Source organism: Mycolicibacterium novocastrense, assembly GCF_001499835.1.
Taxonomy (GTDB): Bacteria; Actinomycetota; Actinomycetes; order Mycobacteriales; family Mycobacteriaceae; genus Mycobacterium; species Mycobacterium novocastrense.
In genome coordinates this window covers 146,204-165,215 of sequence record NZ_LQIH01000056.1, presented here as the reverse complement: position 1 = coordinate 165,215, position 19,012 = coordinate 146,204, and the positions used below count along the sequence as shown (strand labels likewise).

Sequence of the window (19,012 nt, the reverse complement as noted above, 5' to 3'; positions counted from 1 at the left end):
GACCGCGCGACTACTTCGGCGGAACGTTGGCGTGCTCGGCGCCGCAGATGAACACGGCCATCCGGGCCGGCGCGTCGCCGGGGTTCTTCCAGCGGTGCCGCGTTCCGTTCTGCACGACGGTGTCACCCGGTTGCAGGGTCACTTCGGCTCCGTCGTCGAGTTCGAGCACGACGGTGCCCTCGAGCACCACCTCGAAGTCGACGGTGTCCGTGGTGTGCATACCCGGGTCCGTGTAGTCCATGTAGCCGAGCATCCCCGGCAGCTTCTCCTCCATCTCGGCCATCGCCTCGTCGATGTCGAGGGCATCCGGGGCCTGGGTGCCGTGTGACGGCGGTAGCGTCAGTATCGCGAAGCGGAAACCCCCGATCGGCGGAAAGTAGTTGTGCCACTGCGGCATCGCACCGTCATCGGGAAAGCGGACCGTCTGGTCGCTGCCCCACAGCAGGTGATTCTCGAAGCCCGGCATCAGCATGGTCTGAATCGGTGCGACGCTCTGGTCGCTGACGAAGACGGACTTGCCGGACGAATCGTGACCGGTCACCACTCGGCGTACTTGCATGGGGTCAGTGAACCAGCCCCGCGCCAACCTCGGGATGAATATCGTGTCGCCATGCAGCAGAAACCCCCCACCGCCGTCATCGAGTCCGCACACCGCGAGCACCTGACCGCGCTGCCGTTCGACGACACCGCGGACTTCCACAACGCCGACCGCGGCTTCATCGCGGCGCTGTCGCCCTGTGTGATCAAGGCGGCCGACGGCAGGGTGGTCTGGGACAACGACACCTACTCGTTCCTGGATGCCGACGCCCCGCCGTCGGTGCATCCCAGCTTGTGGCGACAGAGCCGGCTGTGCGCCAAACAGGGCCTCTACGAAGTGGTCGAGGGCATCTACCAGGTGCGGGGGTTCGACCTGTCCAACATCACCTTCGTCGAGGGTGACACCGGCGTCATCGTCATCGACCCGTTGATCTCCACGGAGACCGCCGCGGCGGCGCTGGCGCTGTACCGCGAACACCGGGGGAACCGCGCGGTGAGCGCCGTCATCTATACCCACAGCCACGTCGACCATTTCGGTGGCGTCCTGGGGGTCACCTCGCAGGACGACGTGGACGCGGGCCGGGTCCTGGTCATCGCGCCCGAACACTTCACCGAACACGCCGTTCAGGAGAACGTGTACGCGGGCACCGCGATGGGCCGCCGGGCGAGCTACATGTACGGCGCGCTGTTGGCGCGCGGACCCCAGGGACAGGTGGGATGCGGGCTGGGACAGGTGACCTCGACGGGTGAAGTGGCGCTGATCGTTCCGACGGTCGACATCCGGTCGACCGGCGAGACACATACGGTCGACGGTGTCGAGATCGAGTTCCAGATGGCTCCGGGCACCGAGGCGCCCGCCGAGATGCACTTCTACTTCCCGAAGTTCCGCGCGCTGTGCATGGCCGAGAACGCCACCCACAACCTGCACAACCTGCTGACGCTGCGGGGCGCGCTGGTGCGTGACCCGCACGGGTGGGCCGGCTACCTGACGGAGGCGATCGACACGTTCGCCGACCGCACCGACGTCGTGTTCGCCTCACATCACTGGCCCACCTGGGGCAGGGACCAGATCGTCGAATACCTGTCGCTGCAACGCGATCTGTACGCGTACCTACACGACCAGACGCTTCGCCAACTGAATCAGGGATTCACCGGTATCGAGATCGCCGAGGATTTCACGCTTCCGCCTGCGTTGCAGAAGGCATGGCACGCGCACGGCTACTACGGCTCGGTCAGCCACAACGTCAAGGCGGTATATCAGCGCTACATGGGGTGGTTCGACGGCAACCCGGGACGGCTGTGGGCGCATCCACCGGAAGCCGCGGGCCCCCGCTACGTCGAGGCGATGGGTGGCCTGGACCGCGTGGTCGAGATAGCGCGCGAAGCCTTCGAACAAGGTGACTACCGTTGGGCGGCAACGCTTCTGGACCATGTGATGTTCACCGACGAACACCACGACGCCGCCCGCGAACTCTACGCCGATACCCTCGAACAGCTGGCCTACGGTGCGGAGAACGCGGTGTGGCGCAACTTCTTTCTCTCCGGAGCGACCGAACTTCGCGACGGCAACTTCGGCACCCCCACCCAGACCGCGTCGACGTCGATGGTGATGCAGCTGGCCCCCGAGCAGATCTTCGACGCGTTTGCGATCAGCGTGAACGGCCCGCGCGCATGGGATCTGGACATCGCCGTCGACGTCACCTTCGGCGACACCGGCACCAATTACCGGTTGACGCTGCGCAACGGCGTTCTGGTGCACCGCAGAGTGGCCGCCGACGAGGCGTCGGCTCAGGCGACCGTCAACGTGGCCAGCAAGATGCGCCTGCTCGCGCTCGCCGCGGGCGACGACCGCTCACCCGGGCTCGACATCTCCGGCGACTCCCGTGCGCTGCAGTCGCTGATCGGTGTGCTGGACCGCCCGGACCCGGCGTTCAACATCGTCACACCGTAGCGATTTCGGTGTCCAAACAGCCCGCTCACCGACGGTTGCAACACCGAACTCGCAAGAAGGTCAGGGCATGCCGCCGTCGACGCGGATGATCGAACCCGACGTGTAGCTTGACGCGTCGGACATCAAATACAGTGCGGCACCGATGATCTCGGGCGGCTCGCCAAGGCGCTGCAACGCGAAGTGCTGCGCGCCCTTCTGCGTCGCCGGGATGTCCCAGGCCTTGCTGATGTCGGTGAGGAACGGGCCCGGCATCAGCGTGTTCACCCGCACCGTCGGGCCGTAGGCCAGCGCCAGCCCCTCGGTCAGCGCGTTGAGCCCCGCCTTGGCCGCCGAGTAGGGGAGCTGCTCGGGGCGGGGCCGACGCGAACCGCTCGAGCTCACGTTGACGATCGAGCCGCCGCCGTCGGCGACCATGCGCTCACCGACCAGCGCGGACAACCGGAACGGGCCCTTGAGGTTCAGGTTGATCACCGAATCGAAGAGCTTCTCGGTGACGGAGGGCAGCGACTCGTACAGCGGCGACATCCCGGCGTTGTTGACCAGCACGTCGACCTTGCCGAACCGCTCGTAGGCGGCATCGACCAGCCCGTCGAGCTCATCCCAGCGCCCCACATGCACCTGGTAGGGCAGTGCGGCGCGGCCGGTCGCGGCGGTGATCTCCTCGGCGGTCGCCACACACGAGTCGTATTTGCGGCTGGCGATCACGACGTCCGCGCCGCACCTTGCGGCGGCCATCGCCATCTCCTTACCCAATCCGCGGCTACCGCCGGTGACCAGCACGACGCGGTCGGAAAGATCGAACAACTCGGCTGCGAAATCCCTGTCGGTACCCATGGCCATATGGTGGCACGGTGCAGTTGCTCATCATTCGACACGCTCTGCCCCTGCGCAGCGAGCCGGGGCAGGGCTCCGATCCCGACCTCTCCGAGGAGGGCATCGAACAGGCCAAACGCCTGCCCGACGCGCTGGCGCGGTTCCCCATCTCGCGGTTGGTCAGCAGCCCGCAGAAGCGCGCGATCCAGACCGCCGAGCCGGTCGCGGAAGCGCTTGGGCTGTCGATCGACATCGACGACCGGCTGGCCGAATACGACCGCGACCTCTCGCACTACACGCCGGTCGAGGAGATCTCCGAAGAGGACATGCGCCGCCTCGCCAACGGTGAGCTGCCCAGCGGCGTCGATCAGTCGGCGTTCATCGCCCGGGTGAAGGCCGGGGTCGACGACATCGTCAGGGCCGCTGAGCGGGAGGACACCGTGGCGTTGTTCAGCCACGGCGGCGTGATCAACGCCGTGGTCCACGACGTCATGGGCACCGAGCGGCTGCTGTGCGTGCAGGTCGACTACGCCGGTATCACCCGGTTGTTGTGGTCGTCGTCGCGCGAGGCGTTCTTCGTGGCGGGCGTCAACTCCACCGAGCACGTATGGGACCTGCTGCCCAGAAATCAGCAGTGGTAGACATTTGCGAATGACCGTTTCACCCGAAGGGCTCGACCTCGACGCCCTTGACCGTCATCTGGGTTCGGAGGGTATCGCCCGCTCCGGTGACCTGCGCGCCGAGTTGATCTCGGGGGGGACGATCCAACCTGACGTTCCTGGTGTGCGACGACCAATCGAAGTGGGTGCTGCGCAGGCCCCCGCTGCACGGTTTGACGCCGTCGGCGCACGACATGGCCCGCGAATACAAGGTGATCTCCGCGCTGCAGAACACCGTCGTGCCAGTCCCGCGCGCGGTGACCATGCGCAACGACGACTCGGTGCTCGGCGCACCGTTCCAGATGGTCGAGTACGTCGAGGGGCGCGTGATCCGCCACGCATCCGAGCTCGAGGCCCTCGGCGACAAGGCCGACATCGACGCCTGTGTCGACGCGTTGATCAAGGTGCTCGCCGACCTGCACGCCCTGGACCCCGAGGAGGTCGGCCTCGGCGACTTCGGCAAGCCCACCGGATACCTCGAGCGCCAGGTGAAGCGCTGGGGCGGCCAGTGGGAGTTGGTGCGCCGAGACCGCAACGGTGACGGGGACGAACGCGATGCCGACGTCAAGCGGCTGCACACCGCATTGGGAGAGGCGATCCCGCCGCAGAGCCGCAGCGCGATCGTGCACGGCGACTACCGCATCGACAACACCATGCTCGACGCGACCGACGGCACCAAGGTGCTCGCGGTGCTGGACTGGGAGATGTCCACCCTGGGCGATCCCATCAGCGACGCCGCGCTGATGTGCGTGTACCGACACCCGATGTTCAACCTGGTGCATGCCGATGCCGCGTGGGCGTCGCCGCTGATACCGCCGGCAGACCAACTCGCGCAACGGTATTCGGTGGCCTCGGGCCAGCCGCTGGACCACTGGGAGTTCTACATGGGGCTGGCGTACTTCAAGCTCGCCATCATCGCGGCGGGCATCGCCTACCGCGGCCGGGTGGGCGGTGCGCCGTCGGACTTCGTCACGATGGTCGACGACGCGGTCGCCCCGTTGATCGACGCCGGACTCTCCTCGCTGGGGTAGCGAACTACCGAAGCGCGGCCTTGTAGTTCTTCTTGGCGGCGCGGCGTAGTTGGACCATGCGCGCTGCGCCCGCCAGCGCCGTGATCAGGCCGCCGCATACCGCTGCGAACAGGATCGCCACACCGCGCGGCATGAACCAGTGCCAACCGAGGAAGGCGAACTCGGTCGACTCGGTGTTCTGCGCGATGAATATCAGCAGCAGGATCAGGATGAGGAAACCCGCGATCACCGCCGACCACAGCGCCGCCGCGCGGGTGAAATGGACCTTCTTCACCGACGGTGATGTGCGGTCGGCCATCTCACCGTCCGTCGGCGGAACCGGCGGCCCCGGGTTGGGCGGGCCGTAGGGTTCCGGCTCGTTCGGCGCTGACGCCCCATACGGATCGGTGCTCATGGTTCCAAGTTTGCCCTTTCCGGTCCCTGACAAACGGCATTTGACGTGGCCCGTCGAATCACCGGCGTGACAAACCGCGCGGAGCTGCGGCGATGTCGATACTGTCGGATCCATGACCTCGATGCCGCGACGCCGGCGCGTGCTGTTCGTCGTGGTGGTGACGGTTCTCGCGGTCCTGATGGGCACGGCTTGCGGAAGCTCGAACCCCCTCGGCGGCGGCGAGATCTCCGGTGACCTCAAGACGATCGCGGTCGGGTCCGCCGACTTCACCGAGTCCAAGATCATCGGCGAGATCTACGCCCAGGCGCTGGAAGCCAACGGCTTCACGGTGCGCCGCCAGTTCGGGATCGGCAGCCGTGAGACCTATATCCCCGCCGTGCAGGACCACTCGATCGACCTCATCCCCGAGTACACGGGCAACCTGCTGCAGTACTTCGACGAGGACACCACCGCCACGACCCCCGACGCGGTCCTGCTCGCGCTGCTCAAGGTGCTGCCCGGGGACCTGTCGATCCTGTATCCGTCTCCGGCGGAGGACAAGGACACCCTCGCGGTGACCGAGGCGACCGCGCGGAAATGGAACCTGAAAACCATCGGCGATCTCGCCAAGCACTCCGCGGAAGTGAAAGTCGGTGCGCCATCAGAGTTTCAGACCCGCGTCACCGGCCTGGTGGGCCTCAAGGAACGGTATGGCCTCGACATCGCGCCGGCGAATTTCGTTGCCATCAGCGACGGCGGCGGCCCGGCGACGGTGCAGGCGCTCAACAGCGGGGCGATCACCGCCGCCAACATCTTCAGCACCTCGCCGGCGATCGAACAGAGCAACCTCGTCGTGCTCGAGGATCCCGAGAACGTGTTCCTGGCCGCCAATGTCGTGCCGCTGGTCGCCTCGCAGAAGATGTCGAACGAACTCAAGACGGTGCTCGACGCGGTCAGCGCGAAGCTCACCACCGAGGCCCTGATCGAGCTCAACACCTCGGTCGAGGGAAACCGCGGTATCGACCCCGACGAAGCGGCGCAGAAGTGGATCACGGACAACGGATTCGACGAACCGGTGCAAACACGATGAGCGCTTGCGCGAAGAGCAGACAAACACGATGAGCGCTCGCGCGAAGAGCGGACGATCATGATCAGTTTCTCGAACGTCACCAAGCGGTATCCCGACGGCACCGTCGCGGTCGACGACCTCACCCTCGAGGTGCCCGAGGGCACGTTGACGGTCTTCGTCGGCCCCTCGGGCTGCGGCAAGACCACCTCGATGCGGATGATCAACCGGATGATCGAGCCCAGTTCGGGCACCCTGACCGTGGACGGACGCGACGTCACCAAGGTGGACCCGGTCAAGCTCAGGCTCGGCATCGGTTATGTGATTCAGAGCGCGGGGCTCATGCCGCACCTGCGGGTGGTCGACAACGTCGCCACCGTCCCGGTGTTGCGGGGTGAGTCCCGGCGCAGCGCACGGCGATCCGCACTCGAGGTGATGGAACGCGTGGGTCTGGACGTCAAGCTCGCCGACCGCTATCCGGCGCAACTGTCCGGTGGCCAACAGCAGCGTGTCGGTGTGGCGCGGGCACTGGCGGGCGACCCGCCGATCATGTTGATGGATGAACCGTTCAGCGCCGTCGACCCCGTCGTACGTGAGGAGCTTCAGGCCGAAATCGCCCGTCTGCAAAGCGAACTGCGCAAGACCATCGTCTTCGTCACCCACGACATCGACGAGGCGGTCAAGCTCGGCGACCGCGTCGCGGTGTTCGGCCGCGGCGGGGTGCTGCAGCAGTACGGTGAACCGGCGTTCGTCCTGTCCAATCCGGCCAACGAGGAGGTGGCGGCGTTCGTCGGCGCCGACCGCGGATACCGCGGTCTGCAGTTCTTCCACGCATCGGGACTGCCGCTGCACGACATCGGTCACGTCGACGAAGGCGATGTCGACGCGCTCGAATTGGGTCCCGGTGACTGGAAGCTGGTCACCAAGGACGACGGGAAACCGTACGCGTGGATCAATGCCGACGGCGTGGCCCTGCGCCGCACCGGAAAGTCGCTCTACGACAGCACGATCGGCGGTGGTTCGCTGTTCCGGCCGGACGGGACGCTGCGCAACGCGCTCGACGCTGCGCTGTCCTCGCCGAGCGGACTGGGGGTCGCCGTGGACCACGACGGGCGACTGATCGGCGGGGTGGCCGCAGACGACGTGCTGGCCGAACTCGACAAGCAACGCCGGGTCCCGGAGTTGGGCTAGCGGATGCGCTATCTGCTCACGCACCTCGACGACCTGTGGGCGCTGACGGTGATCCATCTGCGCCTGTCGCTGATCCCGATTGTGCTCGGGCTGATCATCGCCGTTCCGGTGGGCGCCGCGATCCAGCGCACCACCACGGTGCGACGCCTGACCACGGTCACCGCCAGCATCGTCTTCACCATCCCGTCGCTGGCGCTGTTCGTGGTCCTGCCGCTGATCATCCCCACCCGCATCCTCGACGAGGCGAACGTCATCGTGGCGCTGACGCTCTACACCGTCGCCCTGCTGGTGCGGGCGGTGCCCGAGGCGTTGGACGCGGTCTCGCCCACGGTGCTCGACGCCGCGACGGCGGTGGGATACCGACCGCTGACCCGGATGGTGAAAGTCGAACTGCCCCTGGCCGTTCCGGTCCTGATCGCCAGCTTGCGCGTGGTCGCCGTCACCAACATCTCCATGGTGTCGGTCGGATCGGTGATCGGCATCGGCGGGCTGGGCACCTGGTTCACCGAGGGCTACCAGGCCAACAAGAGCGACCAGATCATCGCGGGCATCATCGCGATCTTCGTGCTCGCGATCGTCATCGACACCCTCATCATGATGGTCGGTAAGGCGCTCACACCGTGGACGCGCGCGACCCGCGGGGTGCCCGTGTGGCGCCGGCTCAAGGCGGCGTCGTGACGGGTCCGATGGGGTTCCTGCAGGAGGCCCTGTCCTACCTGTTCACGGCGGCCAACTGGGGCGGGCCGGCGGGGTTGCTCGCCCGCACGCTCGAACACCTCGAATACACGGTGGTCGCGCTGTTGTTCTCGGCGCTCATCGCCGTTCCGGTCGGGATGCTGATCGGCCACACCGGTCGGGGGACCTTCATCGTCGTCACCGGTGTCAACGCGTTGCGCGCGCTACCCACGCTCGGTGTGCTGCTGCTCGGCGTGCTGCTGTGGGGACTCGGCCTGATTCCGCCGACCGTCGCGCTCATGCTGCTGGGAATTCCGCCGCTGCTGGCGGGCACCTATGCCGGCATCGCCAACGTGGACCGCACGGTCGTCGACGCCGCCCGTTCGATGGGCATGACCGAACGTCGCATCCTGCTGCGGGTGGAGACGCCGATCGCGCTGCCGTTGATCCTGGGCGGACTGCGGACCGCCACGCTGCAGATCGTGGCCACCGCGACGGTCGCCGCGTACGCCAGTCTCGGCGGGCTGGGCCGCTATCTGATCGACGGCATCAAGGTGCGCCAGTTCCACCTGGCCTTGGTCGGCGCGCTGATGGTGACGGCGCTGGCGTTGCTGCTCGACGCCGCGCTCGCGTTCGCGGTGTGGGCCTCGGTGCCGGGAACCGGGCGGCTGCGGGGCCGGCGACGCATGCCCCAGCCGTTCCTCGGCGACGAAGTCGCCCTCGAATCCCGTCCCCCCGCAACAGCACAGCGCGCCCGGAAAAGCAACGGCGGAGCACGTTACGAACGAGGGGACCCTTCGCATACGGTATAGGGGTGAGTGAAGCAGGCGGCTCGGAGAAGACATGGCCGGCGATCCTGACGTGGCGGGCGCACGATGTCCCGCGGATGGAATCGGTCCGGGTGCATGTGTCGGGCAACCGCATCAAGGCGTACGGGCGGATCGTGGCCGCCGCGACGCCGTCTCACCCGGCGTTCTCCGCTTCCTACAACTTGGTGACCGACGAGGCCGGCGGCACCAAACGGTTGTCCATGACCGTCACCCTCGCCGAACGGGAACGGCAGCTGTCGATCGCCCGCGACGAAGAGAACATGTGGCTGGTTCAGCAGCACACCGGCGAGTCACGCCGCTCCGGGTACGACGGTGCACTGGACGTCGATGTCATCTTCAGCCCGTTCTTCAACGCCCTGCCGATTCGGCGTACCGGGCTGTATGAGCGGACCGATTCGATCAGCTGTCCGGTCGTGTACGTGCGCCTGCCGGAGTTGTCCGTGGAGACCGCGGTGATCAGCTACAGCAGCGCCGAGGACGGCATCAAGCTGCACTCGCCCGTCGCCGACACCACGATCAGCGTCGACTCGGACGGGTTCATCCTCGACTACCCGGGGTTGGCAGAGCGGATCTGATCACCCCGCCGGCGCGGCCCGCCGCGGAGAGTTCCTCGCGCCACTGCTCTTCGCCGACGACGACCGTGACGATCTCGGGCCTGCCGAAGTTCTCATAGCGAATCCGGGCGGCGTGTCCGGAGTCGACGAGTTCGGTCAGCGGTTGGTGCGCGGCGAGCGCGTCGCGGGCAGTGCCGAGCAGTTCGAGCGTGCGGTCCAACACCGGAAGCAGTTCGTCGGCGTTGGCTTCGCACATCGCCCGCACCAGGTCCGGCGCGGTGGCGGCAACGCGGGTGCCGTCACGAAATGACCCGGCCGCCAGCGCGAACGCCAGCGGCACCTCCCCGGCGGTGGCGGCGAGCGCCTCGGCCAGCAGGTGGGGCAGATGAGAGATCGTCGCGGCGGCCGCATCGTGTTCGTCCGAGCGGGCCGGAACGACGAACGCGCCGCAGTCCAGCGCCAGGTTCATGACCAGCGTCCAGCACTGCGGTTCGACATGTTCGTCGACGGAGATCACCCACGGCGCGTCCACGAACAACCGGGCGTCGCCCGCTGCCCAACCCGAGTGTGCGGTGCCCGCCATCGGGTGACCGCCGACAAATCGCTTCAGCAGCCCGTATGCCTGGACCTCCTGCAGCACAGCGGTTTTCACGCTTGTCACGTCTGTCAAAGGACAGTCCGGGGCGGTTTGGCGGATGTGGCTGAGCATCTGGCCCAGCGCGGGCACCGGCACCGCCAGCACGATCAGCGCATCCTCGGCGGCAGCCCGCTTCAGCGCGGCGTCGAGGTCTTCGGTGGCGTCGAACCCGTCGGCGGTCGCGGCCGCCACACCCTCCAGCGACCGGTTGTAGCCGTACACCTCGCGTCCGGCGGCCGCCGCGGCGCGCATGACCGAGCCGCCGATCAGCCCGAGGCCGAGCACGCAAATCGGGGTGTTGGTCACCTCTCAAGGTTGGCATATCGAGCGCTATCGACCGACGTCAGGAGTGGACAGAAGGGGTGAGGGCATGCAGAAGGGCATGGAAAAGGGCATGGTCGGCGACTACCGTAGGCCGACATGGGAGCACAGCGTGCACAAGCGCGGGAGCAGTCCACGGACACTCCCGACGGCTTCGGCGTCGCTGTCGTCCGCGAGGACGGCAAGTGGCGATGCGCGCCGATGCGCAAGGCTGCCCTGACCAGCCTCACCGACGCCGAGCGGGAGCTGCGCGAAATCCGTAGTGCCGGAGCGGTGTTCGGGCTGCTCGACATCGACGACGAGTTCTTCGTCATCGTGCGGCCGGCCCCCTCGGGCGCACGGCTGTTCCTGTCGGATGCCACCGCCGCGTTGGACTACGACATCGCCGCGGAGGCGTTGGAGATGCTCGACGCCGACATCGAGCCCGAGGAACTCGAGGAGGCCGAACCGTTCGAGGAGGGCGATTTGGGTCTGCTCTCGGACATCGGACTGCCCGAGGCCGTGCTCGGCGTGATTCTCGACGAATCCGACCTTTACGCCGACGAACAGCTCGGCCGCATCGCCCGCGAGATGGGTTTTGCCGACGAGTTGTCGGCAGTACTCGACCGTTTGGGTCGGTGATTGCGCACGATCCCCGATGACCCCCGATGATGAGGCGCTGATCCGCGCCGCCCTCGCGGCCGCCGGCACCGCCGGTCCGCGTGACGTGCCGATCGGCGCGGTCGTCGTCGCGGCCGACGGCACCGAACTCGCCCGCGCCGCCAATGCGCGCGAAGCCCTCGGCGACCCCACCGCGCACGCCGAGATTCTTGCGATCCGGGCCGCCGCGGCGGTGCTCGGCGACGGCTGGCGGTTGGAGGGGACCACGCTGGCGGTCACCGTCGAACCCTGCACGATGTGTGCGGGCGCGTTGGTGATGGCACGCGTGGCGCGGGTGGTGTTCGGCGCCTGGGAACCCAAGACGGGGGCCGTCGGGTCGCTGTGGGATGTGGTGCGCGACAGGCGTCTGACACATCGCCCACAGGTGCGCGGCGGCGTGCTGACCGACGAATGCGCGGCGCCGCTGGAGGCCTTCTTCTCCCGCCGGCGCTGACGTTTGTTCCTTCGCGAGACGTACAACCGGGTCGCGGTCGACCCAAGTTCACGACCCTGGTGTAACTCTCGCGAACAGAAGACGCTCGCCCGCCAGCGATTGGAGTAGACCGGTGTGCGCCCGGTAAGCTGCCACACGGTGGCGTGTCCGAGCGGCCTAAGGAGCACGCCTCGAAAGCGTGTGACGGGTAACCCCCGTCCGAGGGTTCAAATCCCTCCGCCACCGCCACATCGATTCGGGCACTATTGTCAGGATCTGTCACTGAAGCAGAGGTCGAGGCGACCGCGGTGACCAAACCGAGAGAATTGGTATATGCGCGCGCTTCATGACCAGGACCCCAGGGCCTCGGCCGGGGGTGGCGCTGCGCTGCGCCCGTTTTCGGTGCTGCTCATCGAGGACGACCGCGGCGACGCCATCCTGGTCGAGGAGTTGATCGCCGACGCAGACGCCGAGATCAACGTCATCTGGGCGGCGTCCATGGAGGACGCCGAACAGCACCTGGAGGTCTCTCGCCCCGACTGCGTACTGCTCGATTTGAACCTTCCCGACGCCGACGGCATCAAGGCGCTCGACCGCGTGGCCAGGCGTGACATCACCATGCCGATCGTCGTGTTGACCGGCCTCAACGACGAGCACTTCGGTATCTCCGCCGTCGCGGCCGGCGCCCAGGACTACCTCGTGAAGGGCCGCGTCGAGCCGGAGACGCTGCGTCGCGCGCTGCTCTACGCCGTGGAACGCAAACGCGCCGAGCTGACGTCGGTGGAACTGCACGCCAGCGAGCTGCGCGCCATGGAGAACGCTCGCCTCGAGCGTGGCCTGCTGCCGTCGCCGCTGCTGCTGGAACAACCGGGGGTCGACATCGTCGCCGAGTACCGGCCCAGCCGGCAGCACGCCCTGCTCGGCGGCGACTTCTACGACTTCGTGCAGACACCTGACCGCACCGTGCACGTCATGGTCGGTGACGTGGCCGGGCACGGACCCGATGAGGCAGCGCTCGGCGTGGCGTTGCGGATCGGCTGGCGGGCGCTGACGTTCGCCGGTTTGCGGGGCAACGAGCGCATGCGCCAGCTGGAACGGATTCTGAGCACCGAACGGCCGGGATCGAGCATCTTCGCGACGGTGATCAGCGTGGCGATGTCCACGGACACCCTCAGCTTCAACGTCGTATCCGCCGGTCATCCCGGCATGCTGCTGCACGGAAAGAACACCGTGGAGTGGCTGGAACCCAGGGTCGGCCCCGCGCTCGGCCTGTATGGCCGCGAGTGGCCGCTGAACCTCTTCGAATTGCCGCCGGGGTACGGCCTGGTGCTGCTGACCGACGGATTGTTCGAGGGTCGCTCCGGTCGCGGAACCGAACGCCTCGGCGAGGCGGGGCTGCTCGAAGTGGCCAGGGGCTATGCGCACCTGCCGGCCCGCGAGTTCGTCAGCGCCCTGATCGACGACGTCGAGCGCCGCGCGCAGTCGGTGGGAGGTATCAGCGACGACATCGCGGTGGTGCGGGTGGAGCGGACGATCACCGGATGAGGGGTCGCCTCACCGTCCAAGGGTGGCAGAACCTCGTGCTGTCCTTGATGGGCGTGGTGGTCATCGGCGGCGCGATCGTCGGCGCGCTGCTGTTGAACCGGACCGACGAAGTGTCGCGCGAGCTGAACCTCGGCATCCAGCCCGCGCGCGTGGCGGCCTATCAGCTGCAGGCGGCCCTGCGGGACCAGGAGACAGCCGTCCGCGGCTATGCGATCGCCGCCGATCTCCAATTCCTCGACCCCTACTTCGAGGGCCAGCAGGTCGAAAACGAGGCGGCGCGCCAGATCCGCGACGGGATCGGCCACCGGGAGAAGCTCCTCGGCGACCTGGAGGCGATCGAGAACGCCGCGGCGGACTGGCGCTCGACGTACGCCGACCCGCTGATCGCCTCGGTGACACCCGGGGTGCCGAAGGTTTTGGACGCCGCCACCGCCGAGCGGGGAAAAGAGGGGTTCGACGCGCTGCGCGTGCTGTTCGACACTCAGAACCGCGATCTGGCACAGGCCCGCCAGGATGCGGTCGACGAACTCGCCTCGGTGCAGACCTGGCGAGACACGCTGCTGATCACGATCATCGTGGCGTTTTTCGTCGCGGGCATCGTGCTGGCGGTGCTGGTGCGCAAGGCGGTCACGCGGCCACTGGAGCGGCTGGCTGCGTCGTGCCGCAGGACCACCGAGGGCAACTTCGACGAGAAGATCTCGGTGAGCGGCCCGCGCGACATTCAGGCGATCGCCTCGGATGTGGAGGACATGCGGCAGCGCATCGTCGACGAACTGGCCGCGTCGCGGTCGGCCAGGGAGCAACTGGGCGAGCAGGCCCTGGAACTGCAACGGTCGAACGCCGAACTCGAACAGTTCGCCTATGTCGCCTCACACGACCTGCAGGAGCCGCTGCGCAAGGTTGCTTCGTTCTGCCAGCTGATCGAGAAGCGTTACGGCGACAAGCTCGACGAGCGCGGCGTCGAGTACATCCGCTTCGCCGTCGACGGCGCCAAGCGCATGCAGGTGCTGATCAACGACCTGCTCACGTTCTCCCGCGTCGGCAGGCTCAGCGCGACCGAAACCGACGTCGACCTCGATGCCGTGCTGACCGACGCGATCGACAACCTGGCCGCCTCGATCGAGGAATCCGGCGCCGAGGTGGTCCGCACCGGAGAGCCGCTGCCCACCGTCAAGGGCGACCCGACCCTGCTGACGATGCTGTGGCAGAACCTGATCGGCAACGCGGTGAAGTTCCGCAGACCCGACGCCGCACCGCGAATCGTCATCGACTGCGCGGTCGGTGAGGGCACACGCGAGGGCGCGTGGCTTTTCACGGTCACCGACAACGGCATCGGCATACCCGAGGAGTTCGCCGAGAAGGTGTTCGTGATCTTTCAGCGGCTGCACGGCCGCGAGGTCTACACCGGGACGGGGATCGGCCTCGCACTGTGCAAGAAGATCGTCGAACACCACGGCGGTAACATCTGGATCGACACCGGCCACGCCGAGGGCACCAGGTTCCGCTTCACCATTCCCTGCGTCGTCGACGACCCCGTCGAGGCCGAAATGGAAGGATCAACTGCATGACACTGGACGGCCGGGCGATCGACGTGCTGCTCGTCGAGGACGACCCGGGTGACGAACTGATCACCCGAGAAGCGTTCGAGCACAACAAGATCAAGAACACCCTGCACGTCGCGCACGACGGCGAGGAGGGTCTCGACTTCCTCTACCGCCGGGGCAAATACGCCGACGCGCCGCGCCCCGACCTGATCCTGCTCGATTTGAACCTGCCGAAATACGACGGCAGGCAGTTGCTCGAGCAGATCAAGTCCGACGCAGAACTCAGCCACATCCCCGTGGTGGTGCTCACCACTTCGTCGGCAGAGGAAGACATCCTGCGCAGCTACAAACTGCACGCCAACGCGTATGTCACCAAGCCCGTCGATCTGGATCAGTTCATGAACGCCGTCCGCCAGATCGACGAGTTCTTCGTTCAGGTGGTTCGGCTACCCAATTCCTGACCGCGGTCCCCGGCATTCACGTCGAAGTCGATGCGCACCGTGGTGCCCGACGTCGATCGCCTGACCTCCACACCGTCACCCACCGCGCGGATGATCGGCAGCCCGCGCCCGCGGGTCGTCGGCTCCGTGCTCGGGGTTCGCCACTGGCCCTGATCGGAGATACAGACCACGATCCGCCCGTCCTTGACGGTTGCTTCGACCACCATCACCCCGTCGGGGCAGTTCTGATAGGCATGCTCGACGCAGTTGGTAGCGGCCTCGTTGACCGCGAGCACGATATCGGCACCCACGTCGTCGGGCACACCGATCGGTTCCATCCACCCGACCAAACTGCGACGAATCTGTGCCAGTCGATCCGCAGTGGCCGGGACCTCGATCCTCAGAGGGTCTGCCGGCCGCAGACGCACATCGATCACCACGCCCGTGGTTGTACCCCGCTTGCCCCCATTCCTCACGCATCCACACACACGCGTTGGGTCTCAAAACAATAGCGAGGCGCAGATCACACCCCGAGCACGGCAGGCTGCCCCAAACCGGTGACGCCGCCGAGACTTTCGCCGAAAGCGCGTGCCGAGCGTCAGCCGTAGAAGATCACCTGGTAATCGGGCGTCCACGCGCCGCCTTTGCAGCTCAGCGGAATGCCGTCGGGGGTCTGGGCCATCCCGGTCGCGTCACCGCATGGAAGACGGTTGGTGCGGACGCCGATCAGCGGGGGCGACGAGACCCAGGTGCTGCGCGAGTTGCACGCCAGAGTGTTGCCCGAGGCGTCGATCCCGAAGTTGTACCGGGTGTTCTGCACGCAGTGCGTGCCCTCCACCGCGCTGCGATCCACGTACGGAACACAGTCGGCGCCGTCGCAGTAGCCGGGGGACGCCGGCGCGTTCGCGGCGGTCATCAGCGGTGCGGCGACGAATCCGCACGCGAGCGCAGCTGCAGCCATGAGCCTCATAGGTGGCTAGCCTAAGTGCCCCGCATCGACGGTGGGCACGGAATAAGCTCTTCAGCCATGAAGCAGGTGATGGTTACGCTGGTCGCCGCCGCGGGTGCGGCTGCGATGATCTCCGCTCCGACGGCCCACGCCGACGCGGTCGCATACCTGGTCAACGTGCACGTGCGACCGGGATACAACTTCCCCAACGCCGACGCCGCCATCGGCTACGGCAGGACGATCTGCGACCGGGTGGCGGGCAAGATGAGCTACGGCCAGCTGGTGGACCAGGTGACCGCCGACTTCCACACGGCCGACAAGTATCAGGGCGCCTACCTGATCAACCAGGCGGTCAACGAACTGTGCCCGGCGCAGATCTGGCAGTTGCGGCAGTCGGCCGCCGGTTACACCGGATGAAAAACGGCGGCGCCCCTGTCGGGACGCCGCCTTCACTCGCGCTCGATGAGATGCCTACGGGCAGGTGACCTCGATCTCGAAAGGCTTGTTGACCGGCTGCAACGGGTTGGCCATGTCGACGCCCGTCGCGGTGCCGCTGATCTTGTACGTCTTGCCGTCCTTTTCGGCCTTGGCCTCGCCCTGGCCCGCGCCGCTCTGGTAGCCGAGCGTCACGCCGTTGACATTGCCCAGGCCGACCGACTGCACCGTCGGTTCGTCGCCGGAGCTGACGACGGCGCCGATGCCCGTGGTGGCGTCGCCGATCGCGATGTTGGTGTTTCCGCCCATGTCGCTGCACACCACGGTGCCCTGGACGGCCTGATCCTGACCGTCGATCGTGACGGTGGTCTTACCCTCCGCCGACGCGGCCGTCGATGTCTCACCCGAAGTTTCGGACTTCTTCTCACCCGAGGAGCAGCCGGATAGTCCGGCGATCACGATCGCCGCGCCGCCGATGGCGACCAGGAAACCACGCTTCACCCTGTTCTCCTTTGTGTGTGTGACCCGTCAAGATCGGATCATCAGAAAGCAGTATGGTTCGCGGCAAACCCGCCAACAGCGTTTCGGGCAAAAATTGATCATCGGCCGCAAGGCCTGCTCAGCAGGACACCCGAATGCTGAAGGTGCCCGAAGCGCGGAAACTGGGGTTGTCGGTGTTGAAGCCGTCGGCTGTCCCAGAGATGTCGTAGGTCCGGCCCGTCATGGAAATGTCCGCCGCCTCGGCCGTGTCGCCCACCCCGGCCGTGTAGCTGCCGGTGAAGCCGCCGACGTTGTTGATCCCGACCGATTCGACGGCCAAATCGTCCTTGTTCGAGACCATCGCGGTGACCCCGGACGTCTGGTCACCGGTGGTGATCGTGGTGAGGTAGCCCGTGGTGTCGCACTGCACCGTGTCGGTGGTGCCCGCGTCGTTGCCGTTGACCGTGATCTGCGCCGTGCCCGCGACCAGTTCGCCCTTCGGCGGCGCGTAATCCGGGGGACTCGAACATGCGGCCGGCGCCAGCACGATCGCGGCGGCACAGCACGTCAGCACCCACCGATTTCTCACAGTGCAGAATCTACGGCGTGGCCGTGCCGAAATCTTCTGCTCCGAAAGAGTCGTCGGCCCCTTTTTTCAGCGTCACCGCCGAACTGCGCGGCCGGGCCGGCCGCACCGGCGTCATCCGCACGCCGCACGGCGAGATCCGCACCCCGGCGTTCATTCCCGTCGGCACCCAGGCCACCGTCAAGGCGGTGCTGCCGGAGACGATGAAAGAGCTTGGCGCCCAAGCTCTCCTGGCGAACGCCTATCACCTGTACCTGCAGCCCGGCCCGGACATCGTCGACGAGGCCGGGGGATTGTCGGTGTTCATGAACTGGCCGGGTCCGACGTTCACCGACAGCGGCGGCTTCCAGGTGTTGTCGCTGGGCGCGGGTTTTCGCAAAGTGCTCGCGATGGACGCCGAGCGCGTCCAGGCCGACGACATCATCGCCGAAGGCAAGGAGCGACTGGCCAACGTCGACGACGACGGTGTGACGTTCCGATCGCACCTCGACGGGTCCACCCACCGGTTCACTCCCGAGGTGTCGATCGGCATCCAGCATCAGCTCGGCGCCGACATCATCTTCGCTTTTGACGAGCTGACCACGCTGGTCAACACCCGCGGATACCAGGAGCGCTCGGTGCAGCGGACGCACGAGTGGGCGGTGCGCTGTCTGGTCGAACACCGGCGGCAGCAAGCGGCGCGGCCGGACAAGCCCGAGCAGGCGCTGTTCGGGGTCGTGCAGGGCGCCCAGTACGAGGACCTGCGCAGGCAGGCCGCCCGCGGCCTGGTCACGATCGGCGCACAAGCCGGGCCCGCCGAGGGCCTCGAATTCGACGGGTACGGTATCGGCGGCGCGCTGGAGAAGCAGAACCTGGCCACCATCGTCGGGTGGGTGGTCGACGAACTACCCGTCGACAAACCCCGTCACCTCCTGGGCATCAGCGAGCCCGACGATCTGTTCGACGCGATCGCCGCGGGTGCCGACACGTTCGACTGCGTCTCCCCGTCGCGGGTCGCCCGCAACGCCGCGGTGTACTCGACGACCGGCCGCTTCAACATCACCAATGCTCGGTTCCGTCGGGATTTCACCCCGATCGACGCCGAGTGCGACTGCTACACCTGCGCCCACTACACCCGGGCCTACATTCATCACCTGTTCAAGGCCAAGGAGATCCTGTCGGCGACGCTGTGCACCATCCACAACGAGCGGTTCGTGGTTCGGCTGGTCGACCGCATCCGCGCGGCCATCGAAACGGGTGAGTTCGACGAGTTGCGCGCCGACGTGCTGGGCCGGTACTACGCGACACGAACGCCCTGACACTCATGGCGCGAACGTGGGTTAC

At 66.9% G+C, this 19,012-nt stretch carries 22 protein-coding genes, 1 tRNA gene and 1 pseudogene; 16 read left to right on the top strand and 8 right to left on the bottom strand.

Going from position 1 to position 19,012, the window contains the following annotated elements; genetic code table 11:
* Nucleotides 1-10: 10 nt before the first annotated feature.
* Nucleotides 11-559, bottom strand: coding sequence for a cupin domain-containing protein (locus AU072_RS24085; RefSeq protein WP_064416148.1), 549 nt, complete (start codon nucleotides 557-559; stop codon nucleotides 11-13).
* A 51-nt stretch (nucleotides 560-610) separates the two neighbouring features.
* On the opposite strand from AU072_RS24085, the gene AU072_RS24080 reads away from it, so the two are divergent.
* Nucleotides 611-2,488, top strand: coding sequence for an alkyl/aryl-sulfatase (locus tag AU072_RS24080; RefSeq protein ID WP_064416065.1), 1,878 nt, complete (start codon nucleotides 611-613; stop codon nucleotides 2,486-2,488).
* A gap of 60 nt (nucleotides 2,489-2,548) precedes the next feature.
* Here AU072_RS24080 and AU072_RS24075 read toward each other — a convergent pair whose 3' ends face one another.
* Nucleotides 2,549-3,322 (bottom strand): SDR family NAD(P)-dependent oxidoreductase, encoded by a 774-nt coding sequence (locus tag AU072_RS24075; RefSeq protein WP_064416147.1) that lies wholly within the window; start codon nucleotides 3,320-3,322, stop codon nucleotides 2,549-2,551.
* A 17-nt stretch (nucleotides 3,323-3,339) separates the two neighbouring features.
* Between AU072_RS24075 and AU072_RS24070 the strand changes: the two genes are divergently transcribed.
* Both AU072_RS24070 and AU072_RS24065 read left to right on the top strand, forming a co-directional pair.
* Nucleotides 3,340-3,942, top strand: a complete 603-nt coding sequence (locus AU072_RS24070; RefSeq protein ID WP_064403502.1) for a histidine phosphatase family protein — start codon at nucleotides 3,340-3,342, stop codon at nucleotides 3,940-3,942.
* A gap of 10 nt (nucleotides 3,943-3,952) precedes the next feature.
* Nucleotides 3,953-4,991, top strand: a pseudogene (locus AU072_RS24065) (phosphotransferase family protein).
* 4 nt (nucleotides 4,992-4,995) lie between these two features.
* Here the strand turns inward: AU072_RS24065 and AU072_RS24060 are convergent.
* On the bottom strand, nucleotides 4,996-5,385 hold the full coding sequence (locus AU072_RS24060) for a LapA family protein (protein WP_064416064.1): 390 nt from the start codon (nucleotides 5,383-5,385) through the stop codon (nucleotides 4,996-4,998).
* A gap of 112 nt (nucleotides 5,386-5,497) precedes the next feature.
* Between AU072_RS24060 and AU072_RS24055 the strand changes: the two genes are divergently transcribed.
* Genes AU072_RS24055 through AU072_RS24035 form a run of 5 tightly spaced genes read left to right on the top strand, consistent with a single transcriptional unit; the run spans nucleotide 5,498 to nucleotide 9,701 of the window.
* A complete protein-coding gene (locus tag AU072_RS24055; RefSeq protein ID WP_064416063.1) occupies nucleotides 5,498-6,454 on the top strand; it encodes an ABC transporter substrate-binding protein in 957 nt (318 codons plus the stop codon).
* A gap of 57 nt (nucleotides 6,455-6,511) precedes the next feature.
* Entirely contained in the window at nucleotides 6,512-7,621 is a 1,110-nt protein-coding gene (locus AU072_RS24050) for an ABC transporter ATP-binding protein (RefSeq protein ID WP_064416062.1), read from the top strand.
* Between the two features lie 3 nt (nucleotides 7,622-7,624).
* The gene (locus AU072_RS24045; RefSeq protein ID WP_064416061.1) at nucleotides 7,625-8,299 is read left to right on the top strand and encodes an ABC transporter permease; all 675 of its coding nucleotides are present in this window, start codon (nucleotides 7,625-7,627) and stop codon (nucleotides 8,297-8,299) included.
* Nucleotides 8,300-8,307: 8 nt separating this feature from the next.
* Nucleotides 8,308-9,108 (top strand): ABC transporter permease, encoded by an 801-nt coding sequence (locus AU072_RS24040; RefSeq protein ID WP_064416146.1) that lies wholly within the window; start codon nucleotides 8,308-8,310, stop codon nucleotides 9,106-9,108.
* A 2-nt stretch (nucleotides 9,109-9,110) separates the two neighbouring features.
* A complete protein-coding gene (locus AU072_RS24035) occupies nucleotides 9,111-9,701 on the top strand; it encodes a putative glycolipid-binding domain-containing protein (protein WP_064416060.1) in 591 nt (196 codons plus the stop codon).
* On the opposite strand, the gene AU072_RS24030 is transcribed toward AU072_RS24035, so the two are convergent.
* Nucleotides 9,664-10,623 (bottom strand): prephenate dehydrogenase, encoded by a 960-nt coding sequence (locus AU072_RS24030; protein ID WP_268874535.1) that lies wholly within the window; start codon nucleotides 10,621-10,623, stop codon nucleotides 9,664-9,666. The genes AU072_RS24035 and AU072_RS24030 overlap by 38 nt on opposite strands.
* Before the next feature lie 114 nt (nucleotides 10,624-10,737).
* On the opposite strand from AU072_RS24030, the gene AU072_RS24025 reads away from it, so the two are divergent.
* The 6 genes from AU072_RS24025 to AU072_RS24000 all read left to right on the top strand — a co-directional run bounded on the left by AU072_RS24025 (nucleotide 10,738) and on the right by AU072_RS24000 (nucleotide 15,260).
* Nucleotides 10,738-11,259 (top strand): tRNA adenosine deaminase-associated protein, encoded by a 522-nt coding sequence (locus AU072_RS24025; protein WP_064416059.1) that lies wholly within the window; start codon nucleotides 10,738-10,740, stop codon nucleotides 11,257-11,259.
* Between the two features lie 16 nt (nucleotides 11,260-11,275).
* Nucleotides 11,276-11,731 (top strand): nucleoside deaminase, encoded by a 456-nt coding sequence (locus tag AU072_RS24020; protein WP_064416058.1) that lies wholly within the window; start codon nucleotides 11,276-11,278, stop codon nucleotides 11,729-11,731.
* 137 nt (nucleotides 11,732-11,868) lie between these two features.
* Nucleotides 11,869-11,959, top strand: a tRNA-Ser gene (locus AU072_RS24015).
* An 84-nt stretch (nucleotides 11,960-12,043) separates the two neighbouring features.
* Nucleotides 12,044-13,255 carry a PP2C family protein-serine/threonine phosphatase gene (locus tag AU072_RS24010; protein WP_120271010.1) on the top strand — a complete coding sequence of 404 codons (1,212 nt, stop codon included), beginning with the start codon at nucleotides 12,044-12,046 and terminating at the stop codon, nucleotides 13,253-13,255.
* Nucleotides 13,252-14,823, top strand: a complete 1,572-nt coding sequence (locus tag AU072_RS24005; protein ID WP_064416057.1) for a sensor histidine kinase — start codon at nucleotides 13,252-13,254, stop codon at nucleotides 14,821-14,823. The genes AU072_RS24010 and AU072_RS24005 overlap by 4 nt, the downstream gene beginning before the upstream one ends.
* Entirely contained in the window at nucleotides 14,820-15,260 is a 441-nt protein-coding gene (locus AU072_RS24000; RefSeq protein ID WP_064394836.1) for a response regulator, read from the top strand. Before AU072_RS24005 ends, AU072_RS24000 begins: the two co-directional genes overlap by 4 nt.
* On the opposite strand, the gene AU072_RS23995 is transcribed toward AU072_RS24000, so the two are convergent.
* Nucleotides 15,233-15,667, bottom strand: a complete 435-nt coding sequence (locus AU072_RS23995; protein WP_263987699.1) for an ATP-binding protein — start codon at nucleotides 15,665-15,667, stop codon at nucleotides 15,233-15,235. The two genes, AU072_RS24000 and AU072_RS23995, sit on opposite strands and share 28 nt — an antisense overlap.
* A gap of 170 nt (nucleotides 15,668-15,837) precedes the next feature.
* Nucleotides 15,838-16,209, bottom strand: coding sequence for a hypothetical protein (locus AU072_RS23990; RefSeq protein WP_064416055.1), 372 nt, complete (start codon nucleotides 16,207-16,209; stop codon nucleotides 15,838-15,840).
* 57 nt (nucleotides 16,210-16,266) lie between these two features.
* Between AU072_RS23990 and AU072_RS23985 the strand changes: the two genes are divergently transcribed.
* Nucleotides 16,267-16,605 (top strand): DUF732 domain-containing protein, encoded by a 339-nt coding sequence (locus AU072_RS23985; RefSeq protein ID WP_064416054.1) that lies wholly within the window; start codon nucleotides 16,267-16,269, stop codon nucleotides 16,603-16,605.
* Nucleotides 16,606-16,659: 54 nt separating this feature from the next.
* Here the strand turns inward: AU072_RS23985 and AU072_RS23980 are convergent, their stop codons facing one another.
* Nucleotides 16,660-17,124, bottom strand: coding sequence for a lipoprotein LpqH (locus AU072_RS23980; RefSeq protein WP_064416053.1), 465 nt, complete (start codon nucleotides 17,122-17,124; stop codon nucleotides 16,660-16,662).
* 118 nt (nucleotides 17,125-17,242) lie between these two features.
* On the bottom strand, nucleotides 17,243-17,692 hold the full coding sequence (locus tag AU072_RS23975; RefSeq protein WP_064416052.1) for a lipoprotein LpqH: 450 nt from the start codon (nucleotides 17,690-17,692) through the stop codon (nucleotides 17,243-17,245).
* A gap of 17 nt (nucleotides 17,693-17,709) precedes the next feature.
* On the opposite strand from AU072_RS23975, the gene tgt reads away from it, so the two are divergent.
* Nucleotides 17,710-18,987: a tRNA guanosine(34) transglycosylase Tgt gene (tgt, locus tag AU072_RS23970; protein WP_235629950.1), complete on the top strand. Its 1,278-nt coding sequence runs from the start codon at nucleotides 17,710-17,712 to the stop codon at nucleotides 18,985-18,987.
* The last annotated feature ends 25 nt before the right edge of the window (nucleotides 18,988-19,012 follow it).

Excerpts from the sequence above, each read along its gene's own strand:
- AU072_RS24085 (WP_064416148.1), bottom strand. The coding sequence starts at position 559 with ATGCAAGTACGCCGAGTGGTGACCGGTCACGATTCGTCCGGCAAGTCC.
- AU072_RS24080 (WP_064416065.1), top strand. The coding sequence starts at position 611 with ATGCAGCAGAAACCCCCCACCGCCGTCATCGAGTCCGCACACCGCGAG.
- AU072_RS24075 (WP_064416147.1), bottom strand. The coding sequence starts at position 3,322 with ATGGGTACCGACAGGGATTTCGCAGCCGAGTTGTTCGATCTTTCCGAC.
- AU072_RS24060 (WP_064416064.1), bottom strand. The coding sequence starts at position 5,385 with ATGAGCACCGATCCGTATGGGGCGTCAGCGCCGAACGAGCCGGAACCC.
- AU072_RS24055 (WP_064416063.1), top strand. The coding sequence starts at position 5,498 with ATGACCTCGATGCCGCGACGCCGGCGCGTGCTGTTCGTCGTGGTGGTG.
- AU072_RS24050 (WP_064416062.1), top strand. The coding sequence starts at position 6,512 with ATGATCAGTTTCTCGAACGTCACCAAGCGGTATCCCGACGGCACCGTC.
- AU072_RS24045 (WP_064416061.1), top strand. The coding sequence starts at position 7,625 with ATGCGCTATCTGCTCACGCACCTCGACGACCTGTGGGCGCTGACGGTG.
- AU072_RS24040 (WP_064416146.1), top strand. The coding sequence starts at position 8,308 with ATGGGGTTCCTGCAGGAGGCCCTGTCCTACCTGTTCACGGCGGCCAAC.
- AU072_RS24025 (WP_064416059.1), top strand. The coding sequence starts at position 10,738 with ATGGGAGCACAGCGTGCACAAGCGCGGGAGCAGTCCACGGACACTCCC.
- AU072_RS24020 (WP_064416058.1), top strand. The coding sequence starts at position 11,276 with ATGACCCCCGATGATGAGGCGCTGATCCGCGCCGCCCTCGCGGCCGCC.
- AU072_RS24010 (WP_120271010.1), top strand. The coding sequence starts at position 12,044 with ATGCGCGCGCTTCATGACCAGGACCCCAGGGCCTCGGCCGGGGGTGGC.
- AU072_RS24005 (WP_064416057.1), top strand. The coding sequence starts at position 13,252 with ATGAGGGGTCGCCTCACCGTCCAAGGGTGGCAGAACCTCGTGCTGTCC.
- AU072_RS24000 (WP_064394836.1), top strand. The coding sequence starts at position 14,820 with ATGACACTGGACGGCCGGGCGATCGACGTGCTGCTCGTCGAGGACGAC.
- AU072_RS23990 (WP_064416055.1), bottom strand. The coding sequence starts at position 16,209 with ATGAGGCTCATGGCTGCAGCTGCGCTCGCGTGCGGATTCGTCGCCGCA.
- AU072_RS23985 (WP_064416054.1), top strand. The coding sequence starts at position 16,267 with ATGAAGCAGGTGATGGTTACGCTGGTCGCCGCCGCGGGTGCGGCTGCG.